Source organism: Mycobacterium sp. RTGN4, assembly GCF_033804635.1.
In the GTDB taxonomy this organism is placed as follows: Bacteria; Actinomycetota; Actinomycetes; order Mycobacteriales; family Mycobacteriaceae; genus Mycobacterium.
Genome location: NZ_JAPZLB010000019.1, coordinates 94,205 through 112,481, shown reverse-complemented (window position 1 = coordinate 112,481; position 18,277 = coordinate 94,205). Strand labels below are relative to the sequence as shown.

The 18,277-nt window shown below is 66.9% G+C and carries 20 protein-coding genes; 8 read left to right on the top strand and 12 right to left on the bottom strand.

The features are described from left to right. Positions 1–131: 131 nt before the first annotated feature. From SLQ30_RS29900 to SLQ30_RS29880, 4 genes are all read right to left on the bottom strand, one after another. Positions 132–431, bottom strand: coding sequence for a GlsB/YeaQ/YmgE family stress response membrane protein (locus SLQ30_RS29900; RefSeq protein ID WP_319450459.1), 300 nt, complete (start codon positions 429–431; stop codon positions 132–134). Positions 432–549: 118 nt separating this feature from the next. Beyond that, positions 550–1,506, bottom strand: a complete 957-nt coding sequence (locus SLQ30_RS29895) for an APA family fibronectin-binding glycoprotein (RefSeq protein WP_319450460.1) — start codon at positions 1,504–1,506, stop codon at positions 550–552. Positions 1,507–1,702: 196 nt separating this feature from the next. Next, positions 1,703–2,785, bottom strand: a complete 1,083-nt coding sequence (locus SLQ30_RS33200; protein ID WP_413468216.1) for a sulfate/molybdate ABC transporter ATP-binding protein — start codon at positions 2,783–2,785, stop codon at positions 1,703–1,705. 45 nt (positions 2,786–2,830) lie between these two features. Next, entirely contained in the window at positions 2,831–3,631 is an 801-nt protein-coding gene (locus SLQ30_RS29880; RefSeq protein WP_319450461.1) for an ABC transporter permease, read from the bottom strand. Positions 3,632–3,786: 155 nt separating this feature from the next. Between SLQ30_RS29880 and SLQ30_RS29875 the strand changes: the two genes are divergently transcribed. The 4 genes from SLQ30_RS29875 to SLQ30_RS29860 all read left to right on the top strand — a co-directional run bounded on the left by SLQ30_RS29875 (position 3,787) and on the right by SLQ30_RS29860 (position 7,912). Next, a complete protein-coding gene (locus SLQ30_RS29875) occupies positions 3,787–4,458 on the top strand; it encodes an SDR family oxidoreductase (protein ID WP_319450462.1) in 672 nt (223 codons plus the stop codon). A gap of 74 nt (positions 4,459–4,532) precedes the next feature. Beyond that, positions 4,533–5,462 carry an LLM class F420-dependent oxidoreductase gene (locus SLQ30_RS29870; RefSeq protein WP_319450463.1) on the top strand — a complete coding sequence of 310 codons (930 nt, stop codon included), beginning with the start codon at positions 4,533–4,535 and terminating at the stop codon, positions 5,460–5,462. Positions 5,463–5,466: 4 nt separating this feature from the next. Further along, a complete protein-coding gene (locus SLQ30_RS29865) occupies positions 5,467–6,396 on the top strand; it encodes an LLM class F420-dependent oxidoreductase (RefSeq protein ID WP_319450464.1) in 930 nt (309 codons plus the stop codon). 133 nt (positions 6,397–6,529) lie between these two features. After that, the gene (locus SLQ30_RS29860; protein WP_319450465.1) at positions 6,530–7,912 is read left to right on the top strand and encodes an NAD(P)/FAD-dependent oxidoreductase; all 1,383 of its coding nucleotides are present in this window, start codon (positions 6,530–6,532) and stop codon (positions 7,910–7,912) included. Here the strand turns inward: SLQ30_RS29860 and SLQ30_RS29855 are convergent. The 8 genes from SLQ30_RS29855 to SLQ30_RS29820 form a co-directional block, all read right to left on the bottom strand. After that, positions 7,905–8,537, bottom strand: a complete 633-nt coding sequence (locus SLQ30_RS29855) for an urease accessory protein UreD (protein ID WP_319450466.1) — start codon at positions 8,535–8,537, stop codon at positions 7,905–7,907. The two genes, SLQ30_RS29860 and SLQ30_RS29855, sit on opposite strands and share 8 nt — an antisense overlap. 14 nt (positions 8,538–8,551) lie before the next feature. Then, positions 8,552–9,226 carry an urease accessory protein UreG gene (gene ureG, locus SLQ30_RS29850; RefSeq protein ID WP_319450467.1) on the bottom strand — a complete coding sequence of 225 codons (675 nt, stop codon included), beginning with the start codon at positions 9,224–9,226 and terminating at the stop codon, positions 8,552–8,554. A gap of 24 nt (positions 9,227–9,250) precedes the next feature. After that, complete coding sequence (locus tag SLQ30_RS29845; protein WP_319450561.1) at positions 9,251–9,886, bottom strand: urease accessory protein UreF; 636 nt, start codon at positions 9,884–9,886, stop codon at positions 9,251–9,253. Positions 9,887–9,894: 8 nt separating this feature from the next. Further along, entirely contained in the window at positions 9,895–11,616 is a 1,722-nt protein-coding gene (locus SLQ30_RS29840) for an urease subunit alpha (protein ID WP_319450468.1), read from the bottom strand. Beyond that, complete coding sequence (locus SLQ30_RS29835; RefSeq protein WP_319450469.1) at positions 11,616–11,927, bottom strand: urease subunit beta; 312 nt, start codon at positions 11,925–11,927, stop codon at positions 11,616–11,618. The genes SLQ30_RS29840 and SLQ30_RS29835 overlap by 1 nt, the downstream gene beginning before the upstream one ends. Positions 11,928–11,934: 7 nt before the next feature. Beyond that, the gene (locus tag SLQ30_RS29830; protein WP_319450470.1) at positions 11,935–12,237 is read right to left on the bottom strand and encodes an urease subunit gamma; all 303 of its coding nucleotides are present in this window, start codon (positions 12,235–12,237) and stop codon (positions 11,935–11,937) included. Positions 12,238–12,321: 84 nt separating this feature from the next. Then, positions 12,322–12,720, bottom strand: coding sequence for a PaaI family thioesterase (locus SLQ30_RS29825; RefSeq protein WP_413468215.1), 399 nt, complete (start codon positions 12,718–12,720; stop codon positions 12,322–12,324). Between the two features lie 216 nt (positions 12,721–12,936). Further along, entirely contained in the window at positions 12,937–13,716 is a 780-nt protein-coding gene (locus SLQ30_RS29820; RefSeq protein ID WP_319450472.1) for an iron reductase, read from the bottom strand. A 212-nt stretch (positions 13,717–13,928) separates the two neighbouring features. Between SLQ30_RS29820 and SLQ30_RS29815 the strand changes: the two genes are divergently transcribed. From SLQ30_RS29815 to SLQ30_RS29800, 4 genes are read left to right on the top strand one after another with little or no spacing between them, the layout of a single operon-like run. Next, positions 13,929–14,363, top strand: coding sequence for a BlaI/MecI/CopY family transcriptional regulator (locus tag SLQ30_RS29815; protein WP_319450473.1), 435 nt, complete (start codon positions 13,929–13,931; stop codon positions 14,361–14,363). Between the two features lie 14 nt (positions 14,364–14,377). Then, positions 14,378–15,313 (top strand): M56 family metallopeptidase, encoded by a 936-nt coding sequence (locus SLQ30_RS29810; RefSeq protein WP_319450474.1) that lies wholly within the window; start codon positions 14,378–14,380, stop codon positions 15,311–15,313. A 56-nt stretch (positions 15,314–15,369) separates the two neighbouring features. Next, positions 15,370–16,827 (top strand): NADP-dependent phosphogluconate dehydrogenase, encoded by a 1,458-nt coding sequence (gndA, locus tag SLQ30_RS29805; protein WP_319450475.1) that lies wholly within the window; start codon positions 15,370–15,372, stop codon positions 16,825–16,827. 2 nt (positions 16,828–16,829) lie between these two features. Further along, positions 16,830–18,266, top strand: coding sequence for a GuaB1 family IMP dehydrogenase-related protein (locus tag SLQ30_RS29800; RefSeq protein WP_319450476.1), 1,437 nt, complete (start codon positions 16,830–16,832; stop codon positions 18,264–18,266). The last annotated feature ends 11 nt before the right edge of the window (positions 18,267–18,277 follow it).

The following is an 18,277-nucleotide window of genomic DNA, read 5'->3' as shown; positions in this document are numbered from 1 at the left end:
AACGTTCATCCCAGTCGAAAGCAGTGCTCACCGGCCAGCGGCTCAATGATCAGCGTCCCGCCAACCGGCTCCCAAACCAGTCAACGCCACGCTCATCGACTCCCATTAGTCGAAGCGCTGGTGAATCGCGACTACGTCTTGCGTACCAATCCGACCAGCCACAAGAGGATCACCGAGCCGAGCACGGCGGTGAACAACGTGAAGAACCAGCCACCTCCCGCGGTATTGAGGATGAAGCTGAGCAGGAAGCCGCCGATCAGCGCGCCAATGATGCCGATGACGATGTTCATCAAGATGCCCGAGCCCGCGCCCTTGACGATCTTGCCCGCGAGCCATCCCGCAATCGCGCCGATGATGATGTAGCCGATCCATCCCACGCTGGTCAGCGTGCTCGACCGAGCCAAGAACTCGGTTGCCGCAACGATTTCCATGTCGAACTCCTTTTGCCAGCACGGCCCCAGCGGCTGCTGAGTCACCTTCCGGTATACCCGCCGAGCGTAACGATTCGACGTGCGAAACGTTTACGAAAACGCTGTCCTACCGGCTTTGCTAGCCCCCGGGCATCATCTCGGGCGGAGCATTCTCCACCGGTACCGGCACCCCGACGCCGGGCCTCGGCGCCGGTGCGTTCGGGTCTGGCGGAGGAGCGTTCGGGTCCGGTGGTGGAGCCTCCGGCGGAGGCGGCGGCGTAAACGGGCGGATCGACTGAGCCAGCACCGCCGCGTTGGCCTTGTCCACGGGGTTGGTGGCCGAACCGAGCCAGACCACGAACCAACGCTCGGGGGCCCGCTGGCCGCGCGGTGTTCCCGGCGCTGCCGTTTGCCCGACCACGCCGGCCCAGATCTGCCCGTCGGGCTTGGTGGTGTCGGTGAACTTCACCGAGTAGGACGAGAACGCCCCTGGCAAGCCCCCGGCGTTGAGCGGCCCGGCCTGCTGATCGTTGCGGGTACCGGCGAATGGCATGAAGAACTCGCCCATGTCGGATGCGAGTCGGGTCGCGGCCTTGGCGTTGTCCGTCTCGGCCCCAGCGAACAGCTTGAGGTCGAGACGGCCCAGCAGCACGCTGGTGTCCGTCGGAGCCTGCTCGGTGCCGGGTGCCGGAATCCTGGTCAACAGCGCTTGGCCGTAGGACAGATTGGTGTTGTCCGACACCTTCCAGCCGGCAGGCACGACGTAGCTGAATCCGCCAGAGGCGTTGTCGACGCGGCCGGGTTCCGGTGGCGGCGGTACGGGCGCGACGGCGCCCGGCGGCGCGTTGGGGTCGGGCGGGGGCGCGTTGGGATCCGGCGGAGGTGCGTTCGGATCAGGCGGAGGGAGCGGCACTCCTGGCGGCGGGGGCGGGACCGGCAGGCCGGGCGCCGGCGGAGGAGGAACCGGCTCCGGGTCAGCGAACGCCAGGCCGCCGGGGAAGGCGAGCGACACCGCCGTAGCGCCCGTGACGGCGGCGATCGCCAGCGATCTCATGAGGGTCTTGGGGTGTCGACCACGTGCGTCCGGGTGCTGCATGGGGAAGAAACTACCGTGTTACCGCCGTGACGCAAGTGTGAGTTGTTCTTAGGTTGTCATTCTTGGAAATAGCTGTGCACCGATAAGCCCAGTCATGGCTACATGGGGAAGGTTGCTGGCAGCAAAAGACGCGGGAGGCCGTAAAGCGACGCCATCCCGAGGTCTCGTCCGTTGATCGCCCGGGTGCGAGCGGTCGTTACGGCATGGGGTGGAGCATGACCTCCTGGGACTTCACCACGAAGTACACGCGCTCCCCCGGCGTCAGCCTCAGCTCGACCGCCGATTCCGCCGTCACGTCAGCGGCCAGCCCGGGCGAGCCGTCGAGTTGCTCCTCGGCGCGCACGCGCACCGCCGGTCCGCCGCTCTCTAGTTCGGCGACGGTCACCGCGATGACGTTGCGCGGGCTGCCGTGCGGTTCGTTTCGGTACACGGCGACCGCCGCCGGTGGGAAGACGGCAACCGCTGGGGCATCGACGGGCATGTCACCACTCGCGGTGCCGTGCCACGTCGTGCCCCACTCGGTGGTGAGCACCCCACCGGCGCCAAACCGCCCACCGACCAGGTTGACGCCTGCGAAGCGCGCCCCGAACCGGCTGCGCGGCGCGGCGAGAATCGCCGCCGTCGGCCCGGATTCGACGATGTGGCCCGATTCGAGCACGACGACGCGATCGGCGAGCGTGACGACGTCGAGCAGATCGTGCGTGACCAATAGCGCGGATCGCCCGTTGCGCGCGAGCACCCGACGCAAGAGCTGGCGCATCGCGGTGGCTACTCCGACGTCGAAACCCGCCATCGGCTCGTCGAGCAGCAGCACTTCGGGGTCGACGGCAAGAGCGCGGGCGAGCGCGACGCGCTGAGCTTGCCCTCCGGACAGCTGCCGCGGCATGTGGTAGGTGAGCTTCTCGGCGTCCACCTCTGTGAGCCATCGATCGGCCAACTGTCGAGATTCGTTGCGGCCAAGTCGTTTTCCGCTGCGCGGCCCGAACGCGACATTGGTGACCACGTTCAGATGCGGGAAGAGCAGCGGATCCTGCATGAGCAAGCCGACCCTGCGGTCGTGGGGAGCGACGTTGATGCCCGCCCACGTGTCGGTCAGCACTCGCTTTCCCAAGCGCACGGTCGCAAAGTCGGGCCGGACCAGTCCTGCGATCACGTTGAGCACGGTCGACTTGCCTGCCCCGTTCGCGCCGAGCAGTGCGACTACTTCGCCTGGCTCGACGCTCAATTCCACGTCCAGCCGCCGACTTTCGACTACCGCGCGCACCTCGATGCCGCTCACGTCGCACAGCCCCTGAGGCGCTTCGCGTCTGCCCCGCCGGAATGCTCACCAGCCACTGACGCCACCCGCCTTCAGTCGTCGGCTACCAAGCCCGAGCACGACCACGGCGGCGACCGCCACCAAGAGCATCGACAGCGCGACGGCGGCGTCGGCGTCGGTCTCGCGTTGCAGGTAGATCTCCAGCGGCAGCGTCCGCGTCACGCCCTCCCGCGACCCGGCGAACGTCAGGGTCGCGCCGAACTCCCCCAACGATCTGGCGAACGCCAGCACCGCCCCCGACACCAACCCGGGCGCCAACAGCGGCAGCGACACCCGCCACCACACGATGGTCGGGCGGACGCCGAGGGTGGCTGCGACCACCTCGAACTGGGAGCCTGCGGTGCGTGCGGCACCCTCGAGTGCGATGACCAGGAAGGGCAGTGACACGAACGTCTGGGCCAACACCACGGCCGATGTCGTGAACGCGATGTGAATGCCCGCGGCGTCGAGGTACCGACCGATCAGCCCCAGCCTGCCGAACGCGTACAGCAGCGCGATTCCGCCGACGACCGGCGGCAGCACCAGCGGCAACAGGATCAGCGGTCGCGTCCATCGCACCAGCCTGGACTGATTGCGGGCAAAGACCATGGCCATCGGCACGCCGAATGCAATGCACAGCGTGGTGCTCACCGCGGATGTCTTCAGGCTGAGTTTCAAGGCGGTCAACGACGAGGTGCTCGTGATCAGTGACCAGAACTGCGACCAGTCGACCCTGGCTGCGACCGCAACGAGCGGCAGCACCACGAAGATCGCCCCCACTGCGGCAGGGAAATAGAGCCACCGGGGCAGGCCGGTCGAATGGGTCAAGGCTCGCGGCGGATGCTCGGCACGGTGAAACCCTAGGGCAAACGAAACCGGACTGTCCGCAGATCTCCGCGTGGCGATTTCCTCGGCTAGCTACTGTCCAGTAACATAACGCTCGACTCGCTGGGTTCAGCGTTGAACACGAGGAGGTCGTGGCCATGGACATGCTGCTAACCGGTGGCGACACCGAACTCGGACGCACCATTGCGGAGGGTTTCCGCGATGCAGGGCACACCGTGGTGATCGCAGGCGCCCGTCGCGACGACCTCGAGGTCGCCGCCAAGGAGCTCGAAGTCGACTCGATCGTGTTCGACAACACCGATGCGGCCAGCCTCGAAGAGGCGCGCAGCCTGTTCCCCCACCACCTCGACACCATCGTCAACGTGCCCGCACCCCTTTGGGTCGGCGGCGACCCACGCACGTTCACCCTCGCCGACCAGGCCGCCGCCTGGCGTAGTTCGCTCGACGCCACGTTGCTGTCGGCGGTGCTGACCGTCCAAATCCTTGGCGACCATCTGCGGTCCGGAGGCGCGATCGTCAACGTCGTGCCAGAGAGCCCGCGCGAGGGCAGTTCGGAAGCTGCCATCAAGGCCGCGGTCTCCAACTGGACGGCCGGTCAGGCCACTCACTTCGGAATCCGTGGGATCACCGTCAACACCGTGGCCGCCGGACGCGGCGCCGAACCCGGCTACGACGGCATCGGTGGCACTCCGTCGTCGGTGGCCTCCGAGATCGCCAGGCTCGCACTGTTCCTCACCACGCCGTCCGCGCGGCACATCACGGGGCAGACGTTGCATGTAAGCCACGGCGCGCTCGCCAATTTCGGCTGAACTGCGATTTATTCCGGCTTCGCGCCAAGCGAAACGGACGGCCCTCCGGCTCGATCGGTGGTTAGGTCGAATTCGTGAGCATTCGACTCGGACTTCAGATCCCCAACTTCTCCTACGGCACCGGCGTCAACGAAATCTTCCCCACTGTCATCGCACAGGCCAAGGAAGCCGAAGCGGCGGGCTATGACTCGGTCTTCCTGATGGACCACTTCTATCAACTGCCAGGGCTCGGCACGCCCGACCAGCCGATGCTGGAGGCCTACACCGCGCTGGGCGCGCTCGCCGCGGCCACCGAAAGCGTGCAGTTGGGCACCCTGGTCACCGGCAACACCTACCGCAACCCGACGCTGCTGGCCAAGGCCATCACCACGCTCGACGTCATCAGCCAGGGCCGCGCCATCCTCGGCATCGGCACCGGTTGGTTCGAGCTCGAGCACGACTCGCTGGGCTATGACTTCGGCACGTTCACCGACCGTTTCAACCGGCTCTACGAAGCGCTCGAGATCATCCTGCCGATGTTGGAAGGCAAGCGCCCCACCGTCACCGGAAAGTACTACCGCACCCAGGAGGCGATGGCCGAGCCGCGGTTCCGCGATCACATTCCGCTGATGATCGGTGGTAGCGGCGAGAAGAAGACGATTCCGTTGGCGGCCAAGGAATTCGACCACCTCAACATCATCGCCGGCTTCGACGAGCTGCCCCGTAAGGTGCAGGTGGTCCGCGAGAGCTGCGAGAAGATCGGGCGGGATCCGGCCACGCTGGAGACCAGCATGCTCGTCATCGCGATCATCGACGAGAACGTCACGGCGGACTTCGTTCCCGACGACTTCAAGCAGCAGGCCGTGTTCGGCAGCCCGGAGCAAGTGGCCGACCAGATCAAGACCAAGGTGCTCGATGCCGGGGTCGACGGCGTCATCATCAGCCCGGTGACGAGCCTGAACGGCTACCAGCCCGGCGGTGCCACCGCGGTCGCCGAGCTGCTCAAGCCGCACCTCGCCGGGTGAGCGGATGAGCATTCGACTCGGGCTCCAGATTCCCAACTTCTCCTACGGCACCGGGGTCGACGAGTTGTTCCCCACCGTCATCGCGCAAGCTCGGGAAGCCGAGGCGGCGGGTTTCGACTCGGTCTTCGTGATGGACCACTTCTATCAACTGCCCATGCTGGGCACCCCGGATCAGCCGATGCTGGAGGCCTACACCGCGCTGGGGGCGTTGGCCACGGCAACGGAGCGGGTGGCGCTCGGCACGATGGTGACGGGCAACAGCTATCGCAACCCGGCGCACCTGGCCAAGGCCATCACCACGCTCGACGTCGTGAGTCAGGGCCGCGCCATCCTGGGCATCGGCACCGGTTGGTTCGAGTTCGAGCACGACTCGCTCGGGTTCGAGTTCGGCACCTTCACCGACCGTTTCAACAAGCTCGGCGAGGCGTTGCAGATCATCCTGCCGATGCTCGAGGGCAAGCGGCCGACGTTCACCGGAAAGCACTACCGCACCGTCGAGGCGATGGCGGAACCTCGCTTCCGCGAACACATTCCGCTACTGATCGGCGGCAAGGGCGAGAAGAAGACCATCCCGCTCGCCGCCAGGCACTTCGATCACCTCAACCTGACGGCGGGCTTCGACGAGCTCCCCGGCAAGCTGGACGTCGTCAAGCGCAGCTGTGACGAACTCGGCCGCGACCCGGCGACGCTCGAGACCAGCGCGCTCGTCACGGCGTTCGTCGACGAGCACGTGAGCGTCGACGTGATTCCCCCCGAAATCGTGCAACGGACGGCCGTGGGCAGCGCCAAGCAGGTGGCCGAACAGATCAGGGCGAAGGTGTTCGACGCCGGTGTCAACGGGGTGATCATGAACATGCCGACGAACATTCAGGGCTACGTGCCCGGGCTCATCACGGCGGTCGCGGAGGAGCTCAAGCCGCTGATCAACGGGTGAACTTCCGAGGGGCTGGAGCGAAGCCCCCCGGGATGAACAATTGGCGTGGTGGGTTATCTCACCGCGCTGGCGGGATGGCGGCCGACTAACCTATGGGTTGTATTGATTAGGTTTTCGTCGGCGAGGAGCAGCAATGAGCCACCCCGGAGCTACGGCATCGGATCGGCATAAGGTCGTCATCATCGGTTCGGGGTTCGGCGGTTTGAACGCCGCCCAGAAGCTCAAGCGAACCGATGTCGACATCAAGCTGATCGCGCGCACGACGCATCACCTGTTCCAGCCGCTGCTGTACCAGGTGGCGACGGGCATCATCTCCGAAGGTGAGATCGCCCCACCGACCCGGCTGATCCTGCGCAAGCAGGAGAACGCGCAGGTGCTGCTCGGAGACGTCACCCACATCGATCTCGAGCACCAGACCGTCACGTCTGAACTGCTCGGGCACGATTACACGACCCCGTACGACACGCTTATCATCGCCGCGGGCGCAGGCCAGTCCTACTTCGGCAACGACCACTTCGCCGAGTTCGCCCCCGGCATGAAGTCGATCGACGATGCGCTCGAACTGCGTGGGCGCATTCTCGGCGCCTTCGAGCAGGCCGAGCGGTCAAGTGACCCTGTGCGTCGCTCGAAGCTGTTGACCTTTGTCGTGGTGGGCGCTGGCCCGACGGGCGTCGAGATGGCCGGCCAGATCCAGGAGTTGGCCGACCAGACGCTCAAGGGCAGTTTCCGGCACATCGACCCGACCGAGGCGCACGTCATCCTGCTGGACGCGGCTCCCGCCGTGCTGCCGCCGATGGGCGAGAAGCTCGGGCTGAAGGCGAAGGCTCGGCTGGAGAAGATGGGCGTCGAGATCCAGCTCAACGCCATGGTCACCGACGTGGACCGCAACGGCCTCACCGTCAAGGACAAAGACGGCACCATCCGGCGCATCGAGTCGGCGTGCAAGGTGTGGTCGGCCGGTGTGCAGGCCAGCCCGCTCGGCAGGGACCTGGCTGAGCAGTCCGAGACCGAGATCGACCGCGCCGGTCGGGTGAAGGTCAATCCGGATCTGTCGATCCCCGGCTATCCGCACGTCTTCGTCGTTGGCGACATGGCCTTCGTCGACGGCGTGCCAGGCATGGCGCAGGGTGCCATCCAAGGCGCCAAGTACGTCTCGAAGATCATTCAGAACGAGGTCGCGGCGCGCGCGCACGGCAATGTGCCGAAGCCCCGCGAGCCGTTCAAGTACTTCGACAAGGGTTCGATGGCCACGGTGTCGAAGTACAACGCGGTCGCCCAGGTCGGCAAGCTGGAGTTCGGCGGCTTCTTCGCCTGGCTCGCCTGGCTCGGCCTGCACCTGATCTATCTGGTCGGCTTCAAGACCAAGATTGCCACGCTGTTGTCCTGGGCGGTGACGTTCCTGAGCCGCAGCCGCGGTCAACTGACCATCACCGAGCAGCAGGCGTACGCGAGAACCCGGATCGAGCAGCTCGAGGACATGGCTGCGGCGGCAGTGCAGGAGAAGGCTGCTAGCTGAGTAGCCGTTCGCCCTGCCAGGTGGCCAGGCATCCGCCCGCGGCGAGGTTGAGTTTGGTGCCGACGCCGTCGAACTCCGTTTCCGGATAGCGCAATTCGCTGATGCAGGCGAGCGGTGTGCCGAGTTCGTCGTCGTTCACCGAGCCTGCGCCCAACTCGATGCGGTGCCGCAACAGCGGCGCACCATCTACGTCGGCGCGCAGGGTGCCCGTCCAAAAGCCTTGGCGCTCGCCAGATCTGCCGACCTGAATGCGCTCGCGCAGGCGTACGCGGCCCTCCCCCGTCACCGACAGGCGCATTGACGTCACGTGCCTCGCCTGCCCGGCGACGATGGTCGGTTGAGGGTCGACGTCGAGATGACCTGCCACCTCGAGTTCCCAGTCTGCGCGTGACTCCATGGTGAGCGCGCCCGGCATCGCCATGGTGGCCGCGGCGGTGCGCAGCCGGAGCACGGCACCGGGTTCGACGATCACGCGCACTCTTATGGTGTCTCCGCCGAGTGGCGTCGCCGCGGTCGAGATCAGGTGAACGGTGAAGGCGTCGGTTCGGCGGGCCGCCACCCCGCCCGCACACTCGAGCCGAGGCGAACGGTCGGGGCTTGCCACGATCAGAACATCGGAAAGCATTGTGGCGGTTACCGTTACACCGGAACGCGGAGCTGTTGATGGACCCAGTCCAGCACCAGGGACGCCGCCGGATCGTCGGTCAGCGAGATCAGGACGAATGGGCGGTCACCGCGGACCGTCGCGGAGTCCCTGCGCATGACGTCGAGGTCGGCACCCACCATCGGGGCCAGGTCGGTCTTGTTGATCACCAACAGATCCGAGAACGTCACCCCGGGTCCGCCCTTGCGTGGCACCTTGTCGCCGCCCGCGACGTCGACGACGAAGATCTGTACGTCGACGAGGCCAGAGGAGAACGTCGCGGTGAGATTGTCTCCCCCTGACTCGACGAGGATCAGGTCGAGTTTCGGGTTGGCCGCGACGAGGTCGTCGATCGCGTCGAGGTTGGCAGTGATGTCGTCGCGGATCGCCGTGTGCGGGCATCCACCCGTCTGCACGGCCGCGATCCGCTCATCGGAAAGAACGGCATGTCTGCGAAGGAAGTCGGCGTCCTCGGTGGTGTAGATGTCGTTCGTCAGTACCGCAAGGGACAACTCGTCGCGCAACTGTCGGCACAGCGCGGCAACGAGTGCCGTCTTCCCCGAACCGACGGGACCGCCGATGCCGATGCGCAGCGGCTCGCCCGCGTGGCGGACGCGGCGGGGACGAGCGGTATGGGCGTGGGGCTCGCCGTCGAGCAGATGTGGTGGCATGTGGCACCTTTCGGGGGTCGAGCGTCACGAGACGAAGAGCGGACGGTCGCGTTCGACGTGACGCTGGGCCAAGGCGTCGAGCAGCGGGTCGGACAGGTCGGCGAGTTCCTTGGCCGCCTCGGCGGCGGTCTGGTCGCACAGCGGCGAGAGCGTAAACGTGAGCGCCGCGACGTCACCCGGATCGAGGGCAAGCAGGCGCTGGGCGGCGGTCGCCGAGCCCGTCATCGTGGTGTAGACCACCGAGATCGCCGTCTGCTCGGGGAGCAGGCCGCTGGCCGAGCCGAGGGCACCCGCCGCAACGCCAAGGTGGGGTTTGACCCCGACGGAGTCCCAGTCCCACTCCGGCCATACCTTGCGGGCCAGCCGGACCAGGCCCCTGCCCTGCGCCCTCGATGCGCTGCGTGCCGCGGGAGCCGGTGTGCGAGCATCGGATTCGCGGTCGCCCTCCGGGAGACTCAGTGAGCCGGCATGCACGGCTGCGGCCACCGATGCGGTGACGAGCCCATGCGTACGGATCCGCCTGCGCAGGAACGCGCGCAGCGTCGCAAGGTCTACGACAAGACCGCTGGTGACGGCCTCTTCGACGCCACCGGAGTGGACGTGTCCGCCGGTCGGGAGCCGCGAGTCGGCCAATGCCAACAACGTGGACAGCCCAGGCAAGCTAGTCATCAGAACAGGAAATAGCGTTGTGCCATCGGGAGTTCCACGGCGGGCTGTTCGGCCCAGACGTCGCCGTCGATGGTGACGGTGAAGGTGTCGGGGTCGACCTCGATCTTGGGCAGTGCGCTGTTGAGCGGCATCTGGGCTTTACCGACCTTCCGAACGTCCCCGACCGCTACCAGCCTGCGATTGACCGCAAGCCGGTCGGCGAGCCCGTCCTCGATGGCCTGCGGCGCGACGAAGTGCACCGAGGTCGCCGCGGCCGCCACAGGCGCGGCGCCGAACATGGGGCGTGGCAATACCGGTTGCGGGGTGGGAATCGAGGCGTTGGCGTCGCCCATCGCCGCCCACGCGATCATGCCGCCCTTGATCACGGCGTGCGGTCGCACTCCAAAGAAGGCGGGCTCCCACAGCACCAGGTCGGCGAGCTTGCCGACCTCGACGGAACCGACCTCGTGGTCGAGGCCGTGTGCGACGGCCGGGCAGATCGTGTACTTGGCGACGTAGCGGCGCACCCTGTTGTTGTCGGCCGCCGTGTCTCCTTCCAGCGCGCCGCGGCGCTTCTTCATCACGTGGGCGGTCTGCCAGGTGCGCAGCACCACCTCGCCGATGCGCCCCATCGCCTGGGCGTCGCTGCCGATCATCGAGATTGCGCCGATGTCGTGCAGCAGGTCCTCCGCGGCGATCGTCGACGGCCGGATCCGGCTCTCGGCGAACGCGAGATCCTCTGGGACGCTTGGGTTCAGGTGGTGGCACACCATCAGCATGTCGAGGTGCTCGTCGAGCGTGTTGACGGTGTGCGGCCGCGTCGGGTTGGTGGAGCTGGGCAGCACATTGGGGTGCGACACCACGGTGATGATGTCGGGCGCGTGACCGCCGCCCGCTCCCTCGGTGTGATAGGCGTGGATGGCGCGGCCGTTGATCGCGGCCAGCGTGTCCTCGACGAAGCCGGCCTCGTTGAGTGTGTCCGAGTGAAGGTTGACCTGTACCCCCGCGACCTCGGCGACGGTCAGGCACGCGTCGATGGCAGCGGGCGTCGTGCCCCAGTCCTCGTGCAACTTGAATCCTGCTGCGCCGGCACGCAGTTGCTCCCACATGGCGTCGGCGCTCACGGTGTTGCCCTTGCCGAGGAGCGCGACGTTCAATGGCCAGTGATCGAGCGCCTCGAGCATGCGGGCCAGGTGCCACGCGCCCGGCGTGACGGTGGTGGCCTTGCTGCCCTCTGCGGGTCCGGTGCCGCCCGCGACGATCGTGGTGATGCCGCCGCCGAGGGCCTCTTCCATGATCTGCGGGCAGATCAGGTGGACGTGGCAGTCGATCGCGCCTGCGGTCAGGATCCGCCCGTTGCCCGCAATGATCTCGGTCGACGGGCCGACGACCAGCTCCGGATGGACACCCGACATGATGTCCGGGTTGCCCGCCTTGCCGATCGCCGTGATGCGGCCGTCGCGAATCCCGACGTCGGCCTTGATGATTCCCCAGTGATCGATGATCACCACGCCCGTGATGACGGTGTCCGGCGCGCCGTCTGCGCGGGTCGCTCGCGACTGACCCATGGACTCGCGCAACACCTTGCCGCCGCCGAAGACGGCTTCGTCGCCCGCCAATCCCGGCCCACCGCTGCGGTCTTCGGTGATTTCGATGAACAGGTCGGTGTCGGCCAGCCGGATCCGATCGCCGGTAGTGGGTCCGAACAAAGCTGCGTAGCGTGCGCGGGACAGCTCACTCATCAGGCGTCCAGCTTTCCGGGCGGATTCAGCGACAACCCCCACACCTCGCGGGTGCCGCTGAGTGGGACCAATGAAACATGTTGAGCAACACCGGGTTCGAAGCGCACTGCCGTGCCTGCCGGAATGTCGAGCCGGTGCCCGTGCGCGGCCACGCGATCGAACTCCAAGGCGGCGTTGGCCTGCGGCAGGTGAACGTGACTGCCCACCTGGACGGGCCGATCGCCGTTGTTGACGACGTTGAGCTCGAGCCGTTCGGCGCCCTCGTTGATCACGATGTCGCCGTCGCCGTAGACGACCTCTCCTGGGATCATCGCAACCTCACGGGATCGGGTGATGGACGGTGACGAGTTTGGTTCCGTCCGGAAAGGTGGCCTCGACCTGGACGTCGTGGAGCATTTCGGGCACGCCCTCCATCACGTCTTCGCGGGTAAGCACCTCGCGCCCGCTGTTCATGAGCTCCGCGACCGTGCGGCCGTCGCGTGCCCCCTCGAGCAGGTGATCGGTGATCACGGCGACGGTTTCGGGATGGTTCAGCCGCAATCCGCGCGCCTGACGGCGACGGGCAAGTTCGGCCGCGTACGAGATGAGCAGGCGATCCTGCTCATGCGGGGTCAGGCGCATAGTGCGCGATCCTGCCACGGCACGCGACAGTCAGCAGCGCACGCGCGAACGGCCCTGGGCCGTAGGCCCTCGGGCGGAAGGGCGCTAGGCCTCCGGAGGAAGGTTCTGCAGGCGCACCTGACCGCGCGCCACCATCTTGTCGTTGGTGTCGGTGATCTCGACGAGCCACAGCTGTTGACGCCTGCCGCGATGGATCGGGGTGGACACCGCGGTGACCATGCCCGCCATGATGGCCCGCAGGAAGTCGGTGTTGTTGTTCACCCCGACGACCTTGTTTCCACCGCCACTGGCCTGAAGCCAGGCGGCCGCTGACACGCTGGCCACGCTCTCCACGACCGAGCAGTACACGCCGCCGTGCACGATGCCGTGAGGCTGCAGCAGTTTGTCGGTGATGGTGAGTTGCGCCGTCACCTTGTCGGGACTCACGTCCAGATAGGTGAGTCCGAGCTCGTCGTCGAATCCGCCGCCTACGTCGGTTGGCATCCAAGTCGTCACATCGATCTGTCTACCCGACGCCCGCCTGGAACTCGTGGGCTACCCCAAAGATGCGGGCGGGCCCCGCACTGATGTGCGGGGCCCGCCCTCGAGAGGACCGGGAGTCTCTGCAGCCCTCAGGACTCCGGTGCGGTCCGGTGGTTTCTCGACGATGTGGCTCGAACCTCGCCCACATCTCGTGTCGTAAGCATAGGCAAGGCTGCCCTAATTTAGCAAGACCTTACTTCGACCGGTACGCGACTGGCCGCGCACTGGCGCGCCGAATCCGACCAGCGCATCGAGCACCGCCTGCGCCCGTCGCATGCTCGTCAGTTCGCTCGAGCCCGCCAGAAGAGGAACCTGGGTGGCTGCGCCGACGACTGCAATGCCGACGGTGTGCCACATGGCAGACACCGACATCGCGCCTTCGCTCACTTCGCACAGCTTCTCGAACAACGGCTGCAGCGCGCGATGGCTGCGATGGGCCACCCACGTCGCCAAGGCCGCCTCGCTCGGCAGCGCGACGATGCGATCCCTGGCGGGATGGCGCCTGCGAAAGCCCGAGTGGCTGCTGAAGTACGGATCTTCTTGCAGCACCCGCAATGTGGGGTCGGCAACGCCGACCCAATCGATCGCGCCCTCGGAGTCGACGTGCACCCACAGGTTCTCCAGGCCGGTGTCCCACGCCCGGCCTTCGAGCGCGAGCAGCGGGACGACCCGGCCGATGACCACGTGGGACAGCGTGGCGGCCAGTTGCTGAGCCACCGCCAGGCGGCTGTCGGTCTCGGCCGCGGCGGCGTCGAACATCACCTGAAGGCGGTCGGTGGTGAGCGCCTCCGTCAGCGGCCACCACCTGCGGCGGGTGAGGTCGCCGATGACGGCCACGCCGTACACGCGGGGACATTCCGGATAGAGGTCGCGCAGTCGCCGGCTCGACTCGTGCAGGGGCAGCGTGTGGCTGATCGCCATGCGCGAGATCAGTGGGTCGTCAACGACCACGGTCATAAGGCACCTCCAAGTTAGGTTAGCCTTACTATAGTGTGACTGGCGGCAGGGGAAACCCCTTGTGACTCGACTCACAGCGTCGCGGGAAATGGTCGCTGACCGGCGAAGGATCCATCAATGCGGGAGTCGACACCGCCCACCGAGTTTGGATACGACACACGGTAGTACGCGCGTAGTACTCTGGATTTACTGCTCAGGAGAGTGAACGGACTATGTCTGTTAATAGGACGAGGGCCAAATTGACGCGACTCGGGGAACTCGAACGCGAGGTGATGGATCACCTGTGGGCCTCGCGCGAACCCCAGACCGTACGCCAAGTGCACGAAGCCCTCTCGGCGCGCCGTGACCTGGCCTACACCACCATCATGACGGTGCTCCAGCGGCTCGCCAAGAAGAATCTCGTCGTCCAGCACCGCGATGATCGGGCTCACCGGTACGCGCCCACCCACGGCCGCGATGAACTCGTCGCCGGCCTGATGGTGGACGCGCTCGACCAAGTCTCGGACTCCGGGAGCCGCGAGGCCGCGCTGGTCCACTTCGTCGAGCGGGTGGGCGCGGACGAGGCCGCTGCGCTACGCCGTGCGCTGGCCGAACTGGAAGCCAAACATCGCAGTACGCCGTTGGCTGGCGATCAGGGCACCGCCTGAGGGACACTGGCAGTGTGTCCGCGCTGGCCTTCACCCTCGTCGCGCTGATACTCGTTGGGCCGGTACCGGCCATGCTGGCCAGAGCGTCGTGGCCGTTGCGCGCGCCGCGTGCCGCCATCGTGCTGTGGCAGGCCATCGCCCTTGCTGGGGTGCTCTCGGCGTTCAGTGCGGGCCTGGCGATTGCCAGCCGCCTGTTCGTACCGGGCCCCGATGGGCGCCCGACGGCAACGGTGACCAGCGAGCTCGAAGTGCTGGGCTGGCCGTTGTGGACGCTCTACGTCGTGGTCTTCGCGCTCACGCTCATGGTCGGGGTTCGCCTCGCGGTCGCCGTGATTCAGGTGGCGATCGCCACGCGGCGTCGCCGCGCTCACCACCGCATGCTGGTCGATCTGCTTGGCATCGACCATGATTCGGCGCCACGGGCCAGCGGCCTTCGCATTCTCGACGTCGCGCAGCCGCTGGCCTACTGCCTTCCCGGGGTGCGCAGTCGCGTCGTCGTCAGCGAGGGCACCTTGAGCGCGCTGTCGGATGGGGAGATGTCCGCCATCCTCAGCCACGAGCGCGCCCACCTGCGGGCCCGCCACGACCTGGTGCTGGAGATGTTCACCGCAGTCCACGCCGCATTCCCCCGCTTCGTCCGCAGCGGCAGTGCGCTCGACGCCGTCCGGCTGTTGATCGAACTGCTCGCCGACGACGCCGCCGTGCGTACCGCGGGTCCCACTCCCCTGGCCCGCGCGCTGGTGGCGTGCGCCTCCGGCCATACCCCGTCGGGCGCCCTCGCCGCGGGTGGCCCGACCACCGTGTTGCGCGTGCGGCGCCTTGGCGGCCGCCCCAACAGTTTGGTGTTGGCGGTGTTCGCCTACCTCGCCGCGGCTGCTGTGCTCCTCGTGCCGACCATCGCGCTCGCGGTACCGTGGCTGACGGAACTCCAGCGGTTGTTCACCAGATAGCGCTGCGCAAGACTCATCCAAAGATCCACTGCTGCAACCAAACCGAAAGGCCTTCCATGAGCCCGTCTGAAACCCCTGTCGGCACCGCCCAAATCGGCGTCACCGGCCTGGCCGTGATGGGTTCGAATCTCGCGCGCAACTTTGCGCACCATGGCTACACGGTGGCGCTGCACAACCGATCGATCGCCAAGACCGACGCGCTTCTGGCCGACCACGGTACTGAAGGCAAGTTCGTGCGCAGCGAGACCATCCCGGAATTCCTTGCCGCCCTTGAAAAGCCACGCCGCGTCATCATCATGGTCAAGGCCGGCGATCCCACCGACGCCGTGATCAACGAGCTCGCCGACGCCATGGAGGAAGGCGACATCATCATCGATGGCGGCAACTCCCTCTACACCGACACCATCCGCCGCGAGAAGGCCATTCGCGAACGTGGCCTGCACTTCGTCGGCGCGGGCATCTCGGGTGGCGAGGAGGGCGCGCTCAACGGCCCGTCGATCATGCCTGGCGGACCCGCCGAGTCCTACAAGTCGCTTGGCCCACTGCTGGAAGAGATCTCCGCCCACGTCGACGGGGTGCCCTGCTGCACGCACATCGGCCCCGACGGCTCTGGGCACTTCGTCAAGATGGTGCACAACGGCATCGAGTACTCCGACATGCAGTTGATCGGCGAGGCTTACCAGCTGCTTCGCGACGGGCTTGGCAAGACCGCGCCCGAGATCGCCGACATCTTCGCCGAGTGGAACAAGGGCGATCTGGACAGCTACCTCATCGAGATCACCGCAGAGGTGCTCAAGCAGGTCGACGCCAAGACCGGCAAGCCGCTGGTCGACGTCATCCTCGACGAGGCCGAGCAGAAGGGCACCGGGCGGTGGACGGTGAAGTCCGCACTGGACCTCGGGGTACCCGTGACCGGCATCGCCGAGGCCGTCTTCGCCCGCGCGCTGTCCGGCTCGGTGGCTCAGCGTAAGGCCACCACCGGCCTGGCGTCGGGCGAGCTTGGCGCCAAGCCAGGAGATGCCGCGCAGTTCATCGACGACGTCAGCAAGGCGCTGTACGCGTCGAAGATCATCGCGTATGCCCAGGGCTTCAACCAGATTCAGGCCGGCAGTGCCGAGTACGACTGGGGCATCACGCTCGGCGACATGGCCACCATTTGGCGCGGTGGCTGCATCATCCGGGCGAAGTTCCTCAACCGCATCAAGGAAGCGTTCGACGAGGACCCGCAGCTTGCCACCCTGATCGCCGCACCGTATTTCCGCAGCGCAGTGGAGGCCGGGATCGACAGCTGGCGCCGCGTCGTCGTGACGGCCACCGAACTGGGAATCCCGATCCCCGGCTTCGCCTCGGCCCTGTCCTATTACGACGCGCTGCGCACCGAACGGCTGCCTGCGGCGCTGACGCAGGGTCTGCGCGACTTCTTCGGCGCCCATACCTACGGCCGCATCGACGAGGACCCGAGCAAGAAGTTCCACACCCAATGGAGCGGCGATCGCAGTGAGTCGCCGGTCTAGTCATGGAGTTCCTTCACGGTCACATTCCGCCGTACGACCTCACGTACAACGACGTCTTCATCGTTCCCGGGCGATCCGATGTCACGTCGCGGTTCGACGTCGACCTGTCCACGGTTGACGGCTCCGGCACCACCATTCCGGTGGTGGTCGCCAACATGACGGCGGTGGCAGGTCGGCGCATGGCCGAGACCATCGCGCGGCGCGGAGGCATCGTCGTAGTGCCGCAAGATCTTCCGATCACGGCGGTGAAGGAGACGGTCGACTTCGTCAAGAGCCGTGATCTGGTGGTGGACACCCCGGTGATCCTCGCGCCCGACGACTCCGTCTCGGATGCGATGGCCTTGATCCACAAGCGCGCCCACGGCGCCGCCGTCGTCGTCTTCGAGGACCGCCCGATCGGACTGGTCACCGAACAATCCTGCGCGGGGGTGGACCGCTTCGCGCGGGTGCGGGACGTGGCCGTTTCCGACTACGTCACGGCGCCCGTCGGGACCGATCCGCGCAAGGTGTTCGACTTGCTCGAGCACGACGCGATCGGCGTGGCGGTGATGACGGGACCAGATGGCCGGCTGGCCGGTGTGCTGACCCGCACGGGCGCGATCCGTGCGGGCATCTACGCGCCTGCAGTGGACGCGACGGGTCGGCTGCGGATCGCGGCGGCCGTTGGCATCAACGGCGACGTGGCCGCGAAGGCTCGCGCGCTGGCCGAGGCAGGGGCCGACCTACTGGTCATCGACACCGCCCACGGCCATCAGCTCAAGATGCTCGACGCTATCAAGTCGGTGTCGTCCCTCGACCTCGGGCTGCCGCTGGCCGCCGGCAACGTGGTGTCGGCAGAAGGAACGAGGGACCTCATCAGCGCGGGCGCATCGATCGTGAAGGTCGGCGTCGGACCCGGTGCGATGTGCACCACCCGGATGATGACCGGGGTGGGACGACCACAGTTCTCTGCCGTAGTCGAATGCGCCGACGCGGCAAGGCAACTCGGCGCTCACGTCTGGGCCGACGGTGGCGTTAGGCACCCGCGGGACGTCGCGCTGGCGTTGGCCGCGGGCGCCGCCAACGTCATGATCGGATCCTGGTTCGCAGGCACCTACGAGTCGCCGGGCGATGTGATGTACGACCGGGAGAACCAGCTGTACAAGGAGAGCTACGGGATGGCGTCCAAGCGGGCCGTGGCCGCCAGAACCGCGGCGGACAGTCCGTTCGACCGAGCCCGCAAGGCGTTGTTCGAGGAAGGCATCTCGAGCTCCCGGATGGGCATGGATCCGACCCGCGGTGGCGTGGAGGACCTGCTCGACCACATCACCTCCGGCGTCCGAAGCACCTGCACGTACGTCGGCGCCGCGACGTTGCCGGAGCTGCACGAACGGGTGGTGCTCGGCGTCCAGTCGGCGGCCGGGTTCGCCGAAGGCCATCCGCTGCCCAGCGGTTGGTGAGTAAACCGACT